The organism is Kitasatospora sp. NBC_00240, from assembly GCF_026342405.1.
GTDB lineage: Bacteria > Actinomycetota > Actinomycetes > Streptomycetales > Streptomycetaceae > Kitasatospora.
This window is the reverse complement of sequence record NZ_JAPEMU010000001.1, coordinates 5875513-5891646: the sequence shown is the minus strand read 5'-3', so window position 1 is coordinate 5891646 and position 16134 is coordinate 5875513. Positions and strand designations below refer to the sequence as shown.

General features: G+C 74.3%; 15 protein-coding genes. 8 read left to right on the top strand and 7 right to left on the bottom strand.

Annotation, left to right across the window (positions count from 1 at the left end):
* The first annotated feature begins 100 nt into the window (after positions 1 to 100).
* Complete coding sequence (locus OG689_RS25140; RefSeq protein ID WP_266323139.1) at positions 101 to 1801, top strand: phospho-sugar mutase; 1701 nt, start codon at positions 101 to 103, stop codon at positions 1799 to 1801.
* A gap of 85 nt (positions 1802 to 1886) precedes the next feature.
* Here OG689_RS25140 and OG689_RS25135 read toward each other — a convergent pair whose 3' ends face one another.
* From OG689_RS25135 to OG689_RS25120, 4 genes are all read right to left on the bottom strand, one after another.
* Positions 1887 to 2567, bottom strand: a complete 681-nt coding sequence (locus OG689_RS25135) for a PH domain-containing protein (protein WP_266323138.1) — start codon at positions 2565 to 2567, stop codon at positions 1887 to 1889.
* A gap of 80 nt (positions 2568 to 2647) precedes the next feature.
* A complete protein-coding gene (locus OG689_RS25130; RefSeq protein ID WP_266323137.1) occupies positions 2648 to 3385 on the bottom strand; it encodes an ABC transporter permease in 738 nt (245 codons plus the stop codon).
* The gene (locus OG689_RS25125) at positions 3382 to 4125 is read right to left on the bottom strand and encodes an ABC transporter ATP-binding protein (protein WP_266323136.1); all 744 of its coding nucleotides are present in this window, start codon (positions 4123 to 4125) and stop codon (positions 3382 to 3384) included. The genes OG689_RS25130 and OG689_RS25125 overlap by 4 nt, the downstream gene beginning before the upstream one ends.
* A 53-nt stretch (positions 4126 to 4178) precedes the next feature.
* On the bottom strand, positions 4179 to 4799 hold the full coding sequence (locus OG689_RS25120; protein WP_266323135.1) for a TetR family transcriptional regulator: 621 nt from the start codon (positions 4797 to 4799) through the stop codon (positions 4179 to 4181).
* Between the two features lie 145 nt (positions 4800 to 4944).
* Here OG689_RS25120 and OG689_RS25115 point away from each other — a divergent pair, with 145 nt between their 5' ends.
* The 5 genes from OG689_RS25115 (at position 4945) to OG689_RS25095 (ending at position 9654) form a co-directional block, all read left to right on the top strand.
* Entirely contained in the window at positions 4945 to 5460 is a 516-nt protein-coding gene (locus tag OG689_RS25115) for a PDDEXK nuclease domain-containing protein (RefSeq protein ID WP_266323134.1), read from the top strand.
* Positions 5461 to 5588: 128 nt separating this feature from the next.
* On the top strand, positions 5589 to 6575 hold the full coding sequence (deoC, locus tag OG689_RS25110; protein WP_266323133.1) for a deoxyribose-phosphate aldolase: 987 nt from the start codon (positions 5589 to 5591) through the stop codon (positions 6573 to 6575).
* A 5-nt stretch (positions 6576 to 6580) separates the two neighbouring features.
* Entirely contained in the window at positions 6581 to 8059 is a 1479-nt protein-coding gene (locus OG689_RS25105) for an aldehyde dehydrogenase family protein (RefSeq protein WP_266323132.1), read from the top strand.
* On the top strand, positions 8052 to 8954 hold the full coding sequence (locus OG689_RS25100; RefSeq protein ID WP_266323131.1) for an aldehyde dehydrogenase family protein: 903 nt from the start codon (positions 8052 to 8054) through the stop codon (positions 8952 to 8954). Before OG689_RS25105 ends, OG689_RS25100 begins: the two co-directional genes overlap by 8 nt.
* Before the next feature lie 289 nt (positions 8955 to 9243).
* A complete protein-coding gene (locus OG689_RS25095) occupies positions 9244 to 9654 on the top strand; it encodes a hypothetical protein (protein ID WP_266323130.1) in 411 nt (136 codons plus the stop codon).
* A gap of 91 nt (positions 9655 to 9745) precedes the next feature.
* Here OG689_RS25095 and OG689_RS25090 read toward each other — a convergent pair whose 3' ends face one another.
* Complete coding sequence (locus OG689_RS25090; RefSeq protein WP_266323129.1) at positions 9746 to 10969, bottom strand: hypothetical protein; 1224 nt, start codon at positions 10967 to 10969, stop codon at positions 9746 to 9748.
* A gap of 313 nt (positions 10970 to 11282) precedes the next feature.
* Between OG689_RS25090 and OG689_RS25085 the strand changes: the two genes are divergently transcribed.
* Entirely contained in the window at positions 11283 to 11927 is a 645-nt protein-coding gene (locus OG689_RS25085; RefSeq protein WP_266323128.1) for an ATP-binding protein, read from the top strand.
* Positions 11928 to 12036: 109 nt separating this feature from the next.
* Here OG689_RS25085 and lysA read toward each other — a convergent pair whose 3' ends face one another.
* On the bottom strand, positions 12037 to 13434 hold the full coding sequence (gene lysA, locus OG689_RS25080) for a diaminopimelate decarboxylase (RefSeq protein WP_266323127.1): 1398 nt from the start codon (positions 13432 to 13434) through the stop codon (positions 12037 to 12039).
* Positions 13435 to 13567: 133 nt separating this feature from the next.
* Here lysA and OG689_RS25075 point away from each other — a divergent pair, with 133 nt between their 5' ends.
* Positions 13568 to 14788 carry a helix-turn-helix domain-containing protein gene (locus OG689_RS25075; RefSeq protein WP_266323126.1) on the top strand — a complete coding sequence of 407 codons (1221 nt, stop codon included), beginning with the start codon at positions 13568 to 13570 and terminating at the stop codon, positions 14786 to 14788.
* A gap of 320 nt (positions 14789 to 15108) precedes the next feature.
* Here OG689_RS25075 and OG689_RS25070 read toward each other — a convergent pair whose 3' ends face one another.
* The gene (locus OG689_RS25070) at positions 15109 to 15915 is read right to left on the bottom strand and encodes a SigE family RNA polymerase sigma factor (protein ID WP_266323125.1); all 807 of its coding nucleotides are present in this window, start codon (positions 15913 to 15915) and stop codon (positions 15109 to 15111) included.
* Between the last annotated feature and the right edge of the window lie 219 nt (positions 15916 to 16134).

Here is a 16134-nt window from a genome sequence, read left to right as displayed (position 1 = left end):
CACGCCCTCGCCGGCCACGGGCCCCGAACAACGCCCCCGGACCCGGTCCCCGGGCGCACCCGCCGACATCCGCACGACGTCCCCGTTGGAGCTGGAAGCGATGACCCAGGCACCCACCACCGACCTCCTCGCCCGGGCCCGGGCCTGGCTGGCCGAGGACCCCGACCCGCAGACCCGCGAGGAGCTGTCGGCCCTGCTGGCCGAGGCCGAGGGCGAGACCGAGTCCGGCAACCGGATCGCCTGGTCCCAGCTGAGCGAGCGCTTCGCCGGCCGGCTCCAGTTCGGCACCGCCGGCCTGCGCGGCGAACTCGGCGCCGGCCCGATGCGGATGAACCGCGCCGTGGTCGTCCGCGCCGCCGCCGGCCTCGCCGCGTACGTCAAGCGCGAGCAGCTGGGCGACCTCGTGGTGATCGGCTACGACGCCCGCCACAAGTCGTACGACTTCGCCCGCGACACCGCCGCCGTGATGGTCGGCGCCGGCCTGCGCGCCGCCCTGCTGCCGCGCGCGCTGCCGACCCCCGTGCTCGCGTTCGCCGTCCGGCACCTGGGCGCCGCCGCCGGCGTCACCGTCACCGCCAGCCACAACCCGCCCCAGGACAACGGCTACAAGGTCTACCTGGGCGACGGCGCCCAGATCGTCCCGCCCGCCGACGCCGGCATCGCGGACGAGATCGACGCGATCGTCGCGCTCGCCGACGTCCCGCGCGCCGAGGAGGGCTGGGAGGTGCTCGGCGAGGAGGTCGTCGAGGCGTACCTCGCCCGGGCCGCCGGCGTTCTCGAACCGGGCGGCCCGCGCGATCTCGACGTCGTCTACACCCCGCTGCACGGGGTCGGCCGGGACGTCCTGGTCGCCGCCTTCGCCAAGGCCGGCTTCCCCGCCCCGACCGTGGTCGCCGAGCAGGCCGAGCCCGACCCCGACTTCCCGACGGTGGCCTTCCCCAACCCGGAGGAGCCCGGGGCGATGGACCTCGCCTTCCGGACCGCCGCCGCGGCCGGCCCCGACATCGTCATCGCCAACGACCCGGACGCCGACCGCTGCGCGGTGGCCGTCCCCGACCCGGACGCCGAGGGCGGCTGGCGGATGCTGCGCGGCGACGAGGTCGGCGCGCTGCTGGGCGAGGCCCTGGTCGCCAAGAAGGCCGTCGGCACCTTCGCCACCACCATCGTCTCCTCCACCCTGCTCGGCCGGATCGCGGCCGCCGCCGGGCTGGGCTACGCCGAGACGCTGACCGGCTTCAAGTGGATCTCCCGCGCCGAGGGCCTGCGCTACGGCTACGAGGAGGCGCTCGGCTACTGCGTCGACCCGGAGGGCGTCCGCGACAAGGACGGCATCAGCGCCGCCCTGCTGGTCGCCGAGCTCGCCGCCGGCCTCAAGCGCGCCGGGCGCACCCTCGGCGACCTGCTCGACGACCTGGCCGTCGAGCACGGGCTGCACGCCACCGACCAGCTCTCCGTCCGGGTGAGCGACCTGTCGCTGATCGCCGACGCCATGCGCCGGCTGCGCGAGCGGCCGCCGACCGTGCTGGCCGGGCTCCGGGTCACCCAGGCGGACGACCTGACGGCCGGCTCGGCCGACCTGCCGCCCACCGACGGCCTGCGCTACCAGCTGGCGGGCGAGGGCGTCCGCTCGGCCCGGATCGTGGTGCGTCCCTCCGGCACCGAGCCCAAGCTCAAGTGCTACCTGGAGGTGGTCCTGCCGGTCGGTTCGGCGGACGCGCTCGGGGCGGCCCGGGCGGCGGCGGCCGATGTGCTGGCCCACGTCAAGCGGGACCTCGCCGAGGCCGCGGGCATCGAGGCCTGACCTCCGCCGGCCCCCTGGCACGACAACGGGCCCGGCCGACGAAGTCCTGTCGGCCGGGCCCGGGTGCGTCCGGGGAGGGGCGGGGTCAGGCCGCGATCACCGCGATCAGGGCGACCAGCCCGGCCAGGGTCGGCGCGATGATCCACCAGCACCAGGTGGCGGTCGCCTCGCCGGCGGCGTCCGGCCGGCCGCCGTTGCGCTCGGCGAGGTCCTGCAGCACCGCGACGACCTGGTCGGAGTAGGCCCGGTTCGGGTCGGGCGCGCCCGGCAGCACGGGCATGCTCGGGCGGACCAGCGTCCCCAGCCGGGAGGCGTGCGGGTCGCCCGAGGCGGCGCTGCGGGCGGCCAGCCGGTTCGCCCGCTTGCGCTGGCGCAGCGACACCGGCACGGCCCACACCTGGTACTTCTTGCCGCTGGCGAAGAGCTCGACCGAGTACCCGGCGCGCAGTCCCTCGACCGAGGCCCAGGGCGCGTGGACGGTCCGCAGCGGGTTGCGGACCAGCAGCCGCCGGTCGTCCGCGAGGACGGCGGGGCGCAGGGTGTAGGCGACGACCGGGGCCGCGAACACCGGCACCGCGGCCAGCGCGACCCACGGCGTCTTGCCGGTGCCGGTGATGACGGCGTCGACGATCAGCCAGCCGGCGATGGCCAGCAGCATGACGCCGGAGATGATGCCGGGAACGGAGCGGTACACGCGGTCGGCGTACACGGGCTCGCCTTCGGGGGCGGCGGAGCCCTGGTGGGGCGTGCCGTCGGAATCGGTCATGGCGTCGATTCTGCCCCATGGGCCCCCCGATCCACAGGGGTCGAGGGGCCCGGACCGAGGTCACGGCGCAGGTCGCCGGCTCACGCCGTCCGGCGGCGCAGGGTGGCCGCCCCGAGGGCGAGGGCGAGCAGGCCCGAGCCCGCGATCACCGCGAGGTCCCGCAGCAGCGGGCCGCCCGTCCCGGAGGTCGTGGTGATTCTGGTCATGGCGTCCACCGCGTAGGAGAGCGGCAGCACGTCGGAGAGCCACCGCAGGACGGAGGCCATGCTCTCCCGCGGCACGAACAGCCCGCAGAGCAGCAGCTGCGGCAGGATCACCGCGGGCAGGAACTGCACCGCCTGGAACTCGGTGGCCGCGAAGGCGGAGACCAGCAGGCCGAGGGCCATCCCGAGCAGCCCGTCGCCGAGGGCGACGGCGAACAGCAGCCAGGTGGGCCCGGCGACGTCCAGCCCGAGCAGGCCGAGGGTGAGCGCGGAGGCCAGCGCCGCCTGGACGAGCGCGACGACACCGAACGCCAGGGCGTAGCCGAGCAGCAGGTCGAGTTTGCCGAGCGGCATGGTGAGCAGCCGCTCCAGGGTGCCGCTGGTGCGCTCGCGGAGCATCGCCACCGACGTGACCAGGAACATCACCAGCAGCGGGAAGATACCGAGCAGGGCGGCGCCGAGCCGGTCGAAGGCCTGCGGCTGGCCGTCGTACATGAACCGCAGCAGGGTCAGCAGCAGGCAGGGGACGACCAGCAGCAACGCGATGGTCCGCGGGTCGTGGCGCAGCTGGGCGAGCACCCGGCGGGCGGTGGCGGTGGTACGGGTGACTCTCATGCCACTGCTTCCGTTCTGCCCGCCACCAGGGTGAGGAAGGCGCTGTCGACGTCGGCGGCGCCGGTGCGGCGCAGCAGTTCGGCGGGGGTGTCGTCGGCGAGCAGGCGGCCCTCGCGCATCAGCAGCAGGCGGTCGCAGCGCGAGGCCTCGTCCATGACGTGGCTGGAGACCAGCAGGGTGCTGCCGTGGTCGGCGAGTTCGCGGAAGAGCCGCCAGAGGTCCTGCCGGAGCACCGGGTCGAGGCCGACGGTCGGTTCGTCCAGGATCAGCAGTTCGGGGTGGCCGAGCAGGGCGGCGGCCAGCGAGACCCGGGCACGCTGGCCGCCGGAGAGGCGGGCGGCCAGGTCGTGCTCGTGGCCGGCCAGGCCGACGGCGGCGACGACGCGCTCCGGGTCGTCCTTGGGGGCGCCGAGGATGGCGGCGAAGTAGCGGAGGTTCTCCATCACGCTGAGGTCGCTGTAGACGGAGGGCGCCTGGGTGACGTACCCGACCCGGCTGCGCAGATCGGTGCTCCCGGCGGGCAGGCCGAGCACCTCCACCTGGCCGGAGGCGGTCTTCTGGACGCCGACGATCGAGCGCAGCAGGGTGGTCTTGCCGCAGCCGCTGGGGCCGAGCAGGCCGGTGATCGAGCCCCGGGGGACTTCGAGGGCCAGGTCGTGCAGGACGCTCCGGCCGCCGCGCAGCACGTTGAGCGCCGTGACCCGGATCGCGGGAGGTTCACCCGCGAGTGAATTCATCATGCGATGAGTTTCTCGCCGCGCACCCCTCCCGTCAAGCGCCCGGCCGGCCCTGCTCAGGCGCCGCCGAGATACCCCTGGAAGGTCGGCGCCAGCAGCGGCACCAGCTCCGCGCGGGTCGCCGAGGCCAGCGGCTCGACCCCGATCACATACCGGGCCATCGCCAGCCCGACGATCTGCGAGAACATCAACTCGGCCCGCAGCTCCGGCTGTTCGACCTGCAGCTCGGCCGCGATCCGGGCCACCAGCTCCTCCTGGACGAACTCCCGCATCAGCCGCGCCACCTGCTCGGTGGTGGCCGCCGCCCGGACCAGCGCCATCAGCCGGTCCAGCACCCCGGGCTGTTCCCAGAGCGTCAGCACGAACTGCGCCACCCGCTCCCCCAATACCGCCCGGTCACCCTCCAGCAGCTGCGCCACCGCCGCCTTCGGCTGCACCGGGAACTCCAGCGCGGCCATGAACAGGCGGTCCTTGCTCCCGAAGTAGTGGTGCAGCAGGGCCGCGTCCACCCCGGCCGCCCGCCCGATCGCCCGCATGCTCGCCTTCTCGTACCCCCGGACCGCGAACTCCGCCCGTGCCGCCTCCAGCACGGTCCGCCGGGTGTCGGCGCCACCGGGGCGCCGCCCGGTCCGCTTGCGGGGGGTGGGGGCGTCCGGCTGGTCGGGCGTGGTCGTCATGGGGCCATTCTCGGCGCTGCCGGGCGGTGGGAATTCGCGCCACAGGCCGCTGCCCGAATTCTTGCCGGGCGGTAGCTCATCCTTTCGAGTGAGCGGAATCGTTACTGCGCTCCGAGGCCGCGGTTGAATCCGCACGCTCTGCCGGATGAGCAACGAGACCGAGAGCCGGCCCGGCGACGGCCACTCCGAGCAGGACCTCGAAACGGCCCTCGTCGACCACGTGGTCCGGTTCCTCCAGGAGCTCGGCGTGGGCTTCGCCTTCGTCGGCCGGCAGTACCCGCCGCAGGTCGGTAGCCAGCAGTTCAAGACGGACCTGCTCTTCCACCACCTGCGCCTGCACCGGTACGTCGTCGTCGAGCTGAAGATCGGCCGCGCCCAGCCGGAGCACCTGGGCAAGCTCGGCTTCTGCACCGCGGTGGTGGACGACAAGGTGCGCGACCCGCAGCGCGACGACGCGACACTCGGCATCCTGATCGCCGCCCACCGGGACGAGGACGCCGTCCAGTACTCGCCGCGCGGGACGAACCAGCCGCTGGCCGTGACCACCTACCGGACGCTGCCCGCCGAGTTGCGTCCACTGCTGCCGAGCCCGGAGGACCTGGCCCGGGTGACGCACGGGGTGCTGGAGAAGCACGGGGTCGCGGGGACGTACGAGGCGTAGCCGCAAGGGGTGCGGCGCCCGACCCCGGGTGCCGCTTCGGCCGAGGTCTCGGTCCCGTATCGAACGGCAGCAGAAAGGGGCTCGCCCTAGCGGACGACTACGCGCGTAGATATGGTGGTCTGGTGACTATGTCCACTGTTGCAGCCCAAGCCTCCAGCGCTGCGGGCGGCGGCCTGAGTGACGTCGCGTCCTCCGAGGCCTCGCTCCGCCGTTTCCTGCACGGACTGCCAGGAGTCGACGCCGTCGGCCTGGAAGCCCGCGCCGCCACCCTCGGCACCCGCTCGATCAAGACCACGGCGAAGGCGTACGCCATCGACCTGGCGATCTCGATGATCGACCTGACCACGCTGGAAGGCGCGGACACGGTCGGCAAGGTGCGCGCCCTGTGCACCAAGGGCAGGAACCCCGACCCGACCGACCCGACCACCCCCCGCGTCGCCGCGATCTGCGTCTACCCCGACATGGTCGCCACCGCGAAGGCGGCCCTGAACGGCACCGACATCCAGGTCGCCTCGGTCGCCACCGCCTTCCCCGCCGGGCGCGCCTCGCTCCCGGTGAAGCTGGCCGACACCGCCGACGCGGTGGCCGCCGGCGCCGACGAGATCGACATGGTGATCGACCGGGGGGCCTTCCTCTCCGGCCGCTACCTGTCCGTCTTCGAGGAGATCACCGCCGTCAAGGAGGCGTGCAAGCGCCCCGACGGCACCGCCGCCCACCTCAAGGTGATCTTCGAGACCGGCGAGCTGCAGACGTACGACAACGTGCGCCGCGCCTCCTGGCTGGCCATGCTGGCCGGCGCCGACTTCATCAAGACCTCCACCGGCAAGGTCGCGGTCAACGCGACGCCCCCGGTGACGCTGCTGATGCTCGAAGCCGTCCGCGACTTCAAGGAGCAGACTGGGGTCCAGGTCGGTGTGAAGCCCGCCGGTGGCATCAAGACCACCAAGGACGCCATGAAGTACCTGGTCATGGTCAACGAGACCCTCGGCGACGACTGGCTGAGCCCGCACTGGTTCCGCTTCGGCGCCTCCAGCCTGCTCAACGACCTGCTCATGCAGCGCCAGAAGCTGACCACCGGCCGGTACTCCGGTCCCGACTACGTGACGGTGGACTGAGAACCATGGCCAAGAACACCAAGAAGGCGGAAGAGCCCGTGCGCAAGAACGGCCTCTTCGAGTACGCGCCCGCTCCCGAGTCCCCCGCGGCGGCCGGCGACATCGCCACCTCGTACGGTCACTTCATCGGCGGCGAGTTCGTCGACAGCAGTGGCAGCGAGGCCCTGAAGACCGTCAACCCGGCCACCGAACAGGTGCTCGCCGAGTTCGCGCAGGGCACCGAGGAGGACGTCGACCGCGCGGTCGCCGCGGCCCGCAAGGCCTTCACCGACTGGTCGGCGCTGCCGGGCAGCGAGCGCGCCAAGTACCTGTTCCGGATCGCCCGGATCATCCAGGAGCGCTCGCGCGAGCTGGCGGTGCTGGAGTCGATCGACAACGGCAAGCCGATCCGCGAGACCCGCGACGTCGACCTGCCGCTGGTCGCCGCGCACTTCTTCTACTACGCGGGCTGGGCCGACAAGCTCGACTTCGCAGGCTACGGCGCCAACCCGCGTCCGCTGGGCGTGGCCGGCCAGGTCATCCCGTGGAACTTCCCGCTGCTGATGCTGGCCTGGAAGATCGCCCCGGCGCTCGCCACCGGCAACACGGTCGTGCTGAAGCCCGCCGAGACCACCCCGCTGACGGCGCTGCGCTTCGCCGAGATCTGCCGCCAGGCCGGTCTGCCGAAGGGCGTCGTCAACATCGTCACCGGCGACGGGCGCACCGGCGCCGCGCTGACCTCCCACCCGGACGTCAACAAGGTCGCCTTCACCGGCTCCACCCCGGTCGGCCGGGCGATCGCCAAGCAGTTGGCCGGCACCCGCAAGAAGCTGTCGCTGGAGCTGGGCGGCAAGGCCGCGAACATCGTCTTCGACGACGCGCCGATCGACCAGGCCGTCGAGGGCATCGTCAACGGCATCTTCTTCAACCAGGGCCACGTCTGCTGCGCGGGCTCGCGCCTGCTGGTCCAGGAGTCCGTCCAGGACGAGGTGCTGGACGCGCTGAAGCGCCGGATGGACACCCTGCGGGTCGGCGACCCGCTGGACAAGAACACCGACATCGGCGCGATCAACTCGGCCGCGCAGCTGTCCCGGATCACCGAGCTGACCGCCGCCGGCGAGGCGGAGGGCGCCGAGCGCTGGTCGCCCGCCTGCGATCTGCCCGGCACCGGCTTCTGGTTCAAGCCGACCCTGTTCACCGGCGTCAGCCAGGCCCACCGGATCGCCCGCGAGGAGATCTTCGGCCCGGTGCTGTCCGTGCTGACCTTCCGCACCCCCGCCGAGGCGGTCGAGAAGGCCAACAACACCCCGTACGGCCTCTCGGCCGGCGTCTGGACCGAGAAGGGCTCGCGCATCCTCTGGATGGCGAACCAGCTCAAGGCCGGCGTGGTGTGGGCCAACACCTTCAACAAGTTCGACCCGACCTCGCCGTTCGGCGGCTACAAGGAGTCGGGCTACGGCCGCGAGGGCGGTCGCCACGGCCTGGAGGCGTACCTCGATGTCTGAGACCAGCACGCGACTTGACGTCCTCAAGACCTACAAGCTGTACGTCGGCGGGAAGTTCCCGCGCTCCGAGAGCGGGCGGGTGTACGAGGTGACCGACAGCAAGGGCCAGTGGCTGGCCAACGCCCCGCTCGGCACCCGCAAGGACACCCGCGACGCCGTGCTCGCCGCCCGCGCGGCGGTCAAGGGCTGGTCGGGCACCACCGCCTACAACCGCGGCCAGGTGCTGTACCGGGTCGCCGAGATGCTGCAGGGCCGACGCGAGCAGTTCGCGGCCGAGGTGGCGGTGTCCGAGAACATCGGCGCCAAGAAGGCCGCCGCCCTGGTGGACGCCGCCATCGACCGCTGGGTCTGGTACGCGGGCTGGACCGACAAGGTCGCCCAGATCGCGGGCAACGGCAACCCCGTCGCCGGGCCGTTCTTCAACCTGTCGGTGCCCGAGCCGACCGGCGTGGTCGGCATCGTCGCCCCGCAGGCCGGGTACGGGCACTCGTTCCTCGGCCTGGTCTCGGTGATCGCGCCGGCCATCGCCACCGGCAACACCGTGGTGGTGGCGGCCGCCGCCGACGCCCCGCTGCCGGCCCTCTCGCTGGGCGAGGTGCTGGCCACCTCCGACCTGCCGGGCGGCGTCGTCAACATCATCTCGGGCCGGACGGCGGACATCGCCCCGACGCTGGCCTCGCACCAGGACGTCAACGCGGTCGACCTCACCGGCGCGATCGCGACCGACGGTCCCGGCGCGGCGGCGGAGCTGGAGGCGTCCGCCGCGGATACCCTGAAGCGGGTGGTTCGACCCGAGGTGGACCCGTTCGCCCAGGACTGGACCGTTGCGCCCGGAACGGACCGGCTACTCTCCTTCCTGGAGACCAAGACGGTCTGGCACCCGATCGGGATCTGACCGGCCCCCGGGCCGGAGGACTCCGGTACAACTCCACAGACTGGCCGTCCCCAGTGCCCTACCCCCCCAGGGCCCGGACGTGCCATGACGGACCCGCGCCTCCCCCCCCTGGCGCGGGTCCGTCGACTTTCCGGGCCCGGCCGCACCGGTCGGCCCGAAGACGCCCCACCCGCACCGGCGGGCCGGTCGGCCGGCCGTCGACTTTCGTAGCGCCGGACCGAGCCGATCGGCGCTCCCCCGCCACCGCCCCGGCGCCCAGACTGGAACCATCGACCGGGAGGGGAGCACCATGGGGGAGATCATCGGCGAGCTGCTGGCACTGCTGACGGACGGCCTTGTCCGCAGCCTGCACGTGGTCCGCACCCGTCGACGGCTGGCCGCCGGCCGGCCCGTCCGGGTGCCGTGCTCGGCGCGCCCGGACGGGTCCGTGTGGCCGGCCGAGTACGTCTCCGGACGGCTGTGGCTCACCCCGGGCGCCACCCACGCGGTCTTCCGCGCCCGCACCCTCCCTGCCCTCGACCTGCCGGTCGGCGGCACCTTGCAGGACCCCGAACCGGACTCCTGGCGGAGCCAGGACTGGGCCGCCAAGACCTACCGGCCGCCCGGCGGCGGGCGGCCGGTGCACCTGCAGGTGGACAGTCGCTACCTGCCGCTGCTGCACACCGCCCTGACCGGGCCGGCCACCCTGCGCAAGGCCTGAGCGGCGGCCGGCCGCACACGCGGGACGCCCCACCGCAGGCCGGTGGCCTGGGGCGGGGCGTCCGTCATCGGTCCGCGCGAAGCGGTGCGGATCAGCTCCCGTCGGCGGTGCGCCGGCGGGACACCAGGACCGCGCCCGCGCCGAGGGCGAGAGCGGCGGTGGCGCCGCCGACCTCCCACGGAAGGGCGTCGCCGGCGCCGGTGGCGGCGAGCTGGGTGCCGGTGCGGGCTCCCGCGGTGGTACCGGTCGCCGTGGTCGTCAGGGTGGAGGGAGCGGTGACCGGGGTGGTCAGGCTCGCCGGCCGGACGCCGTCCCCCGGCCCGCCCTGGGCGGCGGCGGCGTCCGCGGCCGCCTTGTCGGCAGCCGCCTTGTCCGCGGCGGCCCGGTCGGCGGCGGCCTTGTCCGCGGCTGCCTTGTCCTTCGCCGCGGCCTCGTACTGGCCGGTCTTCAGGAACAGCCGGACGTCCTCGATGCTGCCCTCCAGCGCCGCCAGGGCGGCCGCGCGCACGGCCGGGCCGCCGGTCTCGGCGAGCTGGGAGGTCCGGAGCCGGTCGTCCGAGTCCTGGGCCACCTGCCGACCGGTCTCCAGGAAGCTCCGCAGGTCCGCGGCGCTGCCGTCGAGCGCCTGCTCCGCCGCCGCCCGGACGCGCGGGCCGGTCTTCGGGTCGCCGAGGATCGTGAGGATCTCGACCCGGTCGTCCTCGGCGCGGGCCACGTACTGGCCGACCTCCAGGAACTGGGCGATGGCCTCCGCGGTGTCGGCGTCCAGCGCGGCGCCGGCCGCCTTCTGGACCGCCTTGCCGCCGGCACTCATGATCTGCGAGACCCGCACCCGGTCGTCGGACAGCCGGGCCGCGTACTGACCGACCTCCAGGAACTCCCGGATGGCCTCGTCGGTGTTGGCGTCCAGCGCGGCGCTCGCCGCCTTCCGGACCGCCGGGCCGCCGGCGCTCAGGATCTGGAAGACCCGCACCCGGTCGTCCTCGGCGCGGGCCTTGTACAGGCCGGTCTCCAGGAAGTCCCGCAGGTCGGCCGCGGTGCCGGCGAGCGCCTTGGCGGCCGCCTCCCGCACGCCGCGACCGCTCGCCGGGTCGTCCAGCAGCTTCTGCACGGCCGCGCGATCCGCTTCCTCGGCCGGGTCGGACGCCTTGGGCGCCGCCGGGGCCTGCTCGTCGGCCGCGAGGGCGTCCGGGGCCGAGCTGCCGGCCGGCGACCCGCCGTCGGTGGTGCCGACCGCCGAGGCCGAGGAGGGGAGCAGGACAGCCGGTGCGATCGCGACCGCCACGAGGATCGCCGAAACGCGCGCCAACTTCATCCGTGGAACCTACTTCGCCTAGGAAGATCGTGAACCGCTCCAGCCTAGATCGTTTTTGACTTCTCCATGACTGAATTTTTACTTGCCGAGTCATCCGCCCGGACCTGGCACCCCCTGGCCGGCGAGGTGCCGACCAGCAGGCGAACCACCCGGGTCGGCGGCGACCGCGGACCGGCCCGGCAGGCCGGTCCGCACAGCCCGTCACCCCCCGGTCCACCCCCGTGACCGTCCTGCGGGCGACCGGCCGCCCGGCCGCGAAAGTCCGCTCCGCACCGTTTCGGCATCGCCGTCCGATGCGTCAGACTGGTGTCTCGTGAGTGACTCCCCGCTGAACCCCGCACCGACAGCCCGCGCCCAGGTCGTCCTGCTGTCCGGACCCTCCGGCTCCGGGAAGTCCTCACTGGCCGAGCGCAGCGGACTTCCCGTGCTCCAGCTCGACGACTTCTACAAGGACGGCGACGACCCGAGCCTGCCGCGGCTCGACGACGGCGCCGTCGACTGGGACTCCCCGCTCTCCTGGCACCGTGAGCAGGCCGTCGAGGCCATCCGCCGGCTCAGCGGCGCCGGCCGCACCGACGTCCCGGTGTACTCGATCCCCGACAACGGCCGGGTGAGCACCCGCACGCTGGACCTCGCGGGGGCGTCCGCGTTCATCGCCGAAGGCATCTTCGCCGCCGAGATCGTCGGGCAGTGCGCGGCCGAGGGCCTGCTCGGGGACGCGCTCTGCCTGCGCAACCGCCCGACCACCACGGCCTGGCGGCGGCTGCGCCGGGACGTCCGCGAGGGCCGCAAGTCCCTGCCCGTCCTGCTGCGCCGCGGCTGGCGGCTGATGCGCGCCGAACGCGGCATCGTCGCCCGTCAGGTCGGGCTGGGCGCGTACGCCTGCGCCGGCCCGGAGGCCGGGCGCCGGATCGGGGCGGTGGCCGCCGCCCCCGCGCCGGTCGAGGTCGGCGTCTGACGGCGGGCGCCGCCGGACAACGCCCGCACCCACGCCGTCCGCCGTCCGCCCGGCGCCCCGATGCCTCGGCGGCCGATCGTCCGCCCGCTGGACCTGAGGGTCCCGTGCCTCAGCCGAGGTCGCGACGCAGCAGGTCCTGGTAGCTCTCGCGGCGCACCACCGCACGGTGCTCACCGTCCCGGCAGAACACCACCGGGGGCCGCCGGGCACCGTTGTAGTTGTTGCTCAGCGCGTACGTGTAGGCGCCGGTGACCGGCACCGCGACCAGGTCGCCCGGGCGCGGGTCGCGCAGCGGCACGCCCGCGCTCAGCACGTCGCCGGACTCGCAGTGCCGGCCGACCAGCCGGCACCGCTCGCCGCCGCCCACCCGGGTCGCCACCGTGGCCTCGAAGCGCTGGCCGTACAGCGAGACCTCCAGGTTGTCGCCCATCCCGCCGTCCACCGCGACGAACGGCTGCCCGCCCGGCTTGACCGTCACCACCCGGTACAGCGAGACCCCCGCCTCCGCGACCATCGAGCGGCCCGGCTCGATCAGGATCCGCGCCCCCGCCGGCAGGACCATGCCGGCCGTCTCCACCAGGGTGTCCAGGTAGTGCTCGACGCTCGGCGGGCGGTCCCGGTAGGTGTACCGGGCGCCCAGGCCGCCACCCAGGTCGTACACCGCGAACTCGCCCAGCCCCGCCAGCGCCTCGACGGCCCGGGCGAACGGTCCGGTCTCCATGATCTGCGAGCCGACGTGCGCGTGGACGCCGTCCAGCCGCAGCCGGTCGCTGCCGCGCAGCCGGGCCACCGCCTCCTTCGCCTGCGGGAGCGGCAGGCCGAACTTGGAGCCCGCCTGGCCGGTCGAGATCGCCTCGTGGGTGTCCGGCCGGATGTCGGGGGTGACCCGGACCAGCACCCCCTGGGTACGGCCGGAGACCTCGCCGACGATCCGCTCCAGCCGGTCGATGTCGTCGAAGCTGTCCACCACGATCAGGCCGGCCCGCGCCTCGACCGCGAGCCGCAGCTCCTCCTCGGTCTTGGCGTTGCCGTGCACCACCAGACCGGCCGGATCCGCGCCGGCCGCCAGGGCCAGGGTCAGCTCGCCGCCGCCGGCGACGTCGAAGCCCAGGCCCTCCTCGGCGAGCAGCCGGTAGACGGCGGTGCACGGGAACGCCTTGGAGGCGAAGGTGACCCGGGAGTTGGGCCAGCGGGCGGCGAGGCCGTCGGCGTACCGGCGGGCCCGGGCGCGTACCGCGTTCTCGTCCACGAGCAGGGCCGGCGTGCCGTAGGCCTCGGCCAGCTCCGTCACCGGGACGCCGCCGATCAACAGGGTGCCGTCGCCGGCCAGGGAGGTGCCGGGCGGGAAGAGCCGGAGCAGGTCGTCCACGGCGGCCGACCCCGACGCCGTACCCGACCCCGTCGCCGCGCCGGCACCCGTCGCGGGCACCCCGGGCCCGGAGAACCCGCTCCCGGAGATCCGGGCGGTGGAGGGCCGGGCCGCGGGCGTGGTGGCGGCGAAGCTCATGGACTCCCTGCCTTTCCTGCTGCTGGGGGTGGACGGCCGCGCACCGGCGGAGGGGCCGCGTCGAAGGGGTGTGAGCACCATCGTCCGCGTGCCGGGCCGCCCGGTCTTTGGCGGAACTGCCTAAGGTGGAGGTATGGACCTCGCGAAATCGCCAATCGTCGACGGCACCAGCGAGGAACTCTTCGCCCTCGCCAACGCCATCGCGGCCGTCGTCGGCGGCTCCGTGGCGGTCGAGGACCTCGACCGGCGGGTCCTCGCCTACTCCGCCCTGCCCGGCCAGCCGATGGACGACCTGCGCCGCCGCGGCATCCTGGAGCGCCAGGTCCCGGACGACGAACCGGAGCAGCACGGGCAGTACCGCGAGGTGCTGGCCGCCCCCGGGGTCGTCCAGGTGCCGACCCTCAGCGCGGAGGAGATGCCCCGCTCCGCGGTGGCCATCCGCGCCGGGGACCTGCCGCTCGGCACCATCTGGGCCATCGAGGGCCCGGCCGCCACCGACCCGGCCGGCCGGCTCCTCCCGGCGGCCGAAGGCGCCCTGCTGGACGGTGCCCGGCTCGCCGCGCTCCACATGCTGCGCCGCCGCAGCTCCGCCGAACTCGACCTGCACGCGCGGGAGGACGCGCTGCGCGGCGCCCTGAACGGCAGCGGGCCGGCCGCCGAGGCCCGCTACCGGCTCGGGCTGCCCGACCGGGCCCGGCTCACCCTGGTCGGCCTGGCCGCGCAGCGGTCCGCCGGCCGCCAGGCGCCGCCGCTGGTCCGGCTCGCGGCCGCCGCGGCCCGGCACTGGGCCGCGGTGCATGCCGACGCCGCCGTCGCCACGGCCGGCCGGACCGTCTACGTGCTGCTGGCGGAGCTCGACCCGGCGGCGGTCCGCCGGCTCGCCGAGCAGGCCGTGGCGACCCTCGGCCGGACCTTCGACGCCCCGCTGCGGGCCGCCTTCAGTCGCTGCGCCGACGACCTCGGCGAACTGCCCGACCTGCGTTCGGAGGTGGACGACATCCTGCGGGTCACCACGGCCGCCCCGGACTCCCCCGAGGTGGCCGACCTCGCCGACGCCCACGCCGGGGTGCTGCTCGCGCACGTCGCGGACGAACTCGCCCGGCTGCCCCGGCTGCGGCACCCCGGGATCGAGGCGATGGTCGCGCACGACCGGGCGCAGCAGACCGCCTACGCCGCCTCGGTCACCGCCTGGCTGGACGCGGTCGGCAACGTCGCGCAGGCGGCCGAGCGCCTGGCGGTGCACCCCAACACCCTCAAGTACCGGCTGCGGCGGGCCCGGGAGCTGTTCGGCCTGGACCTGGACGACCCGGACGACCGGCTGTCCTGCTGGCTTCAGCTCCGGCTGTCCACCTGACCGGGCCGCGGCCTTGCGCCCCGGCCGGCCCGCCGGGACCCCGCCCGGGTCCGGCGGCACGGCTCCCGGGCACGGCAGAACGGCGGCCGGGCCGGTGCATCTCCCCCGCACCGGTCCGGCCGCCGTTCACGGCCGCGGGCTTCCCCCGCGGCGCCCGCTCCCCCGAACAGGCACCGCGATCCCGCGGCCTTCCGTTCCCGTCCCCCGACGGGAGTCCTGCACTGCGGGCCTCCCCCACGACACCCGCTCCCCCGAGCCGGTACCGCGTTCCCGCAGCGTCCCTGTCCCGTCCCCCGACGGGAGTCCTGTGGTGGTGCCCGTCACGCCACCAGTTCGCCGAAGGCGTGCGCGGTGTCGCCGGTGCGGTTGAGCTGCTCGTCCTCGCGCAGCCGGCGCAGGGCGCGCCAGATGCTGCTCTTGACGGTGCCGACGCTGATGCCGAGCACGTCGGCGATCTCCGGGTCGGTCTTGCCCTCGTAGTAGCGGAGCACCAGCATGGTGCGCTGGTTCTCGGGCAGCTTGGCCAGCGCCTGCCAGAGCACGGCGCGCAGCTCGGTGCCGCCCATCGCGTCGGTGTCGCCGACCGTCTCCGGCAGCTCCTCGGTCGGGTACTCGTTGACCTTGCGGCGCCGCCAGGCGGAGATGTGCAGGTTGGTCATGGTGCGGCGGAGGTAGCCCCCGACCGCGGCCTTGTCGGTGATCCGGCCCCAGGCGCGGTAGGTGCTGAAGAGCGCGCTCTGCAGCAGGTCCTCGGCCTCGTAGCGGTCACCGGTCAGGTGGTAGGCGGTGGCGTACAGGGAGGCGCGGCGCTCGCGCACGTACGCGGTGAACTCCGTGATGTGGTCCTCCGCGGCGGCCGAGGGCTCCCCCTGCGCGCCTCCCTGTACTCCCCCGCCGGTGCGTCCTGCCGCGGGAGACAGCCGCAGCAGTGTCGCACCTGCGGCCTCGCGGGCGTCCGGCTCCCCCGAGCCGACCGTCGCCAGGCCGTTCCCCGCACCCCCCGGGGTGTCCTTGCCCTCGACGCGGACGGGGAGGATGCCCCGCAGCGTGAGGGTGTTGGCGGAGTCGGCCGCGTTCCCCCGTCGGCCGATCCCGTACAGCTCCCCCGCCCTGCCGACGCCACCCACCCGGCGTCCGACAGGGTTTCCACCGGTGCTGTGGGCGCACCCCCGTACGACGACGGCACCGGAAGTCTCGTCGGTCCTGACCTCGTACCGCGTCCGGTGGGCCGGCTGGACGCCGGCTGACGAACGCGCGTTCCGCACAGCCGGGTTGCTCCGGGTCTGAAGCGATGCGTTCATCGTGCGCCCCCTTGGTCGGTACGAGCGGTTCCTTGCGCCGCCTCC

Excerpts from the sequence above, each read along its gene's own strand:
- OG689_RS25105 (WP_266323132.1), top strand. The coding sequence starts at position 6,581 with ATGGCCAAGAACACCAAGAAGGCGGAAGAGCCCGTGCGCAAGAACGGC.
- OG689_RS25115 (WP_266323134.1), top strand. The coding sequence starts at position 4,945 with ATGAGCAACGAGACCGAGAGCCGGCCCGGCGACGGCCACTCCGAGCAG.
- deoC (WP_266323133.1), top strand. The coding sequence starts at position 5,589 with ATGTCCACTGTTGCAGCCCAAGCCTCCAGCGCTGCGGGCGGCGGCCTG.
- OG689_RS25135 (WP_266323138.1), bottom strand. The coding sequence starts at position 2,567 with ATGACCGATTCCGACGGCACGCCCCACCAGGGCTCCGCCGCCCCCGAA.
- OG689_RS25125 (WP_266323136.1), bottom strand. The coding sequence starts at position 4,125 with ATGATGAATTCACTCGCGGGTGAACCTCCCGCGATCCGGGTCACGGCG.
- OG689_RS25090 (WP_266323129.1), bottom strand. The coding sequence starts at position 10,969 with ATGAAGTTGGCGCGCGTTTCGGCGATCCTCGTGGCGGTCGCGATCGCA.
- OG689_RS25140 (WP_266323139.1), top strand. The coding sequence starts at position 101 with ATGACCCAGGCACCCACCACCGACCTCCTCGCCCGGGCCCGGGCCTGG.
- OG689_RS25095 (WP_266323130.1), top strand. The coding sequence starts at position 9,244 with ATGGGGGAGATCATCGGCGAGCTGCTGGCACTGCTGACGGACGGCCTT.
- OG689_RS25130 (WP_266323137.1), bottom strand. The coding sequence starts at position 3,385 with ATGAGAGTCACCCGTACCACCGCCACCGCCCGCCGGGTGCTCGCCCAG.
- OG689_RS25120 (WP_266323135.1), bottom strand. The coding sequence starts at position 4,799 with ATGACGACCACGCCCGACCAGCCGGACGCCCCCACCCCCCGCAAGCGG.
- OG689_RS25075 (WP_266323126.1), top strand. The coding sequence starts at position 13,568 with ATGGACCTCGCGAAATCGCCAATCGTCGACGGCACCAGCGAGGAACTC.
- OG689_RS25100 (WP_266323131.1), top strand. The coding sequence starts at position 8,052 with ATGTCTGAGACCAGCACGCGACTTGACGTCCTCAAGACCTACAAGCTG.
- lysA (WP_266323127.1), bottom strand. The coding sequence starts at position 13,434 with ATGAGCTTCGCCGCCACCACGCCCGCGGCCCGGCCCTCCACCGCCCGG.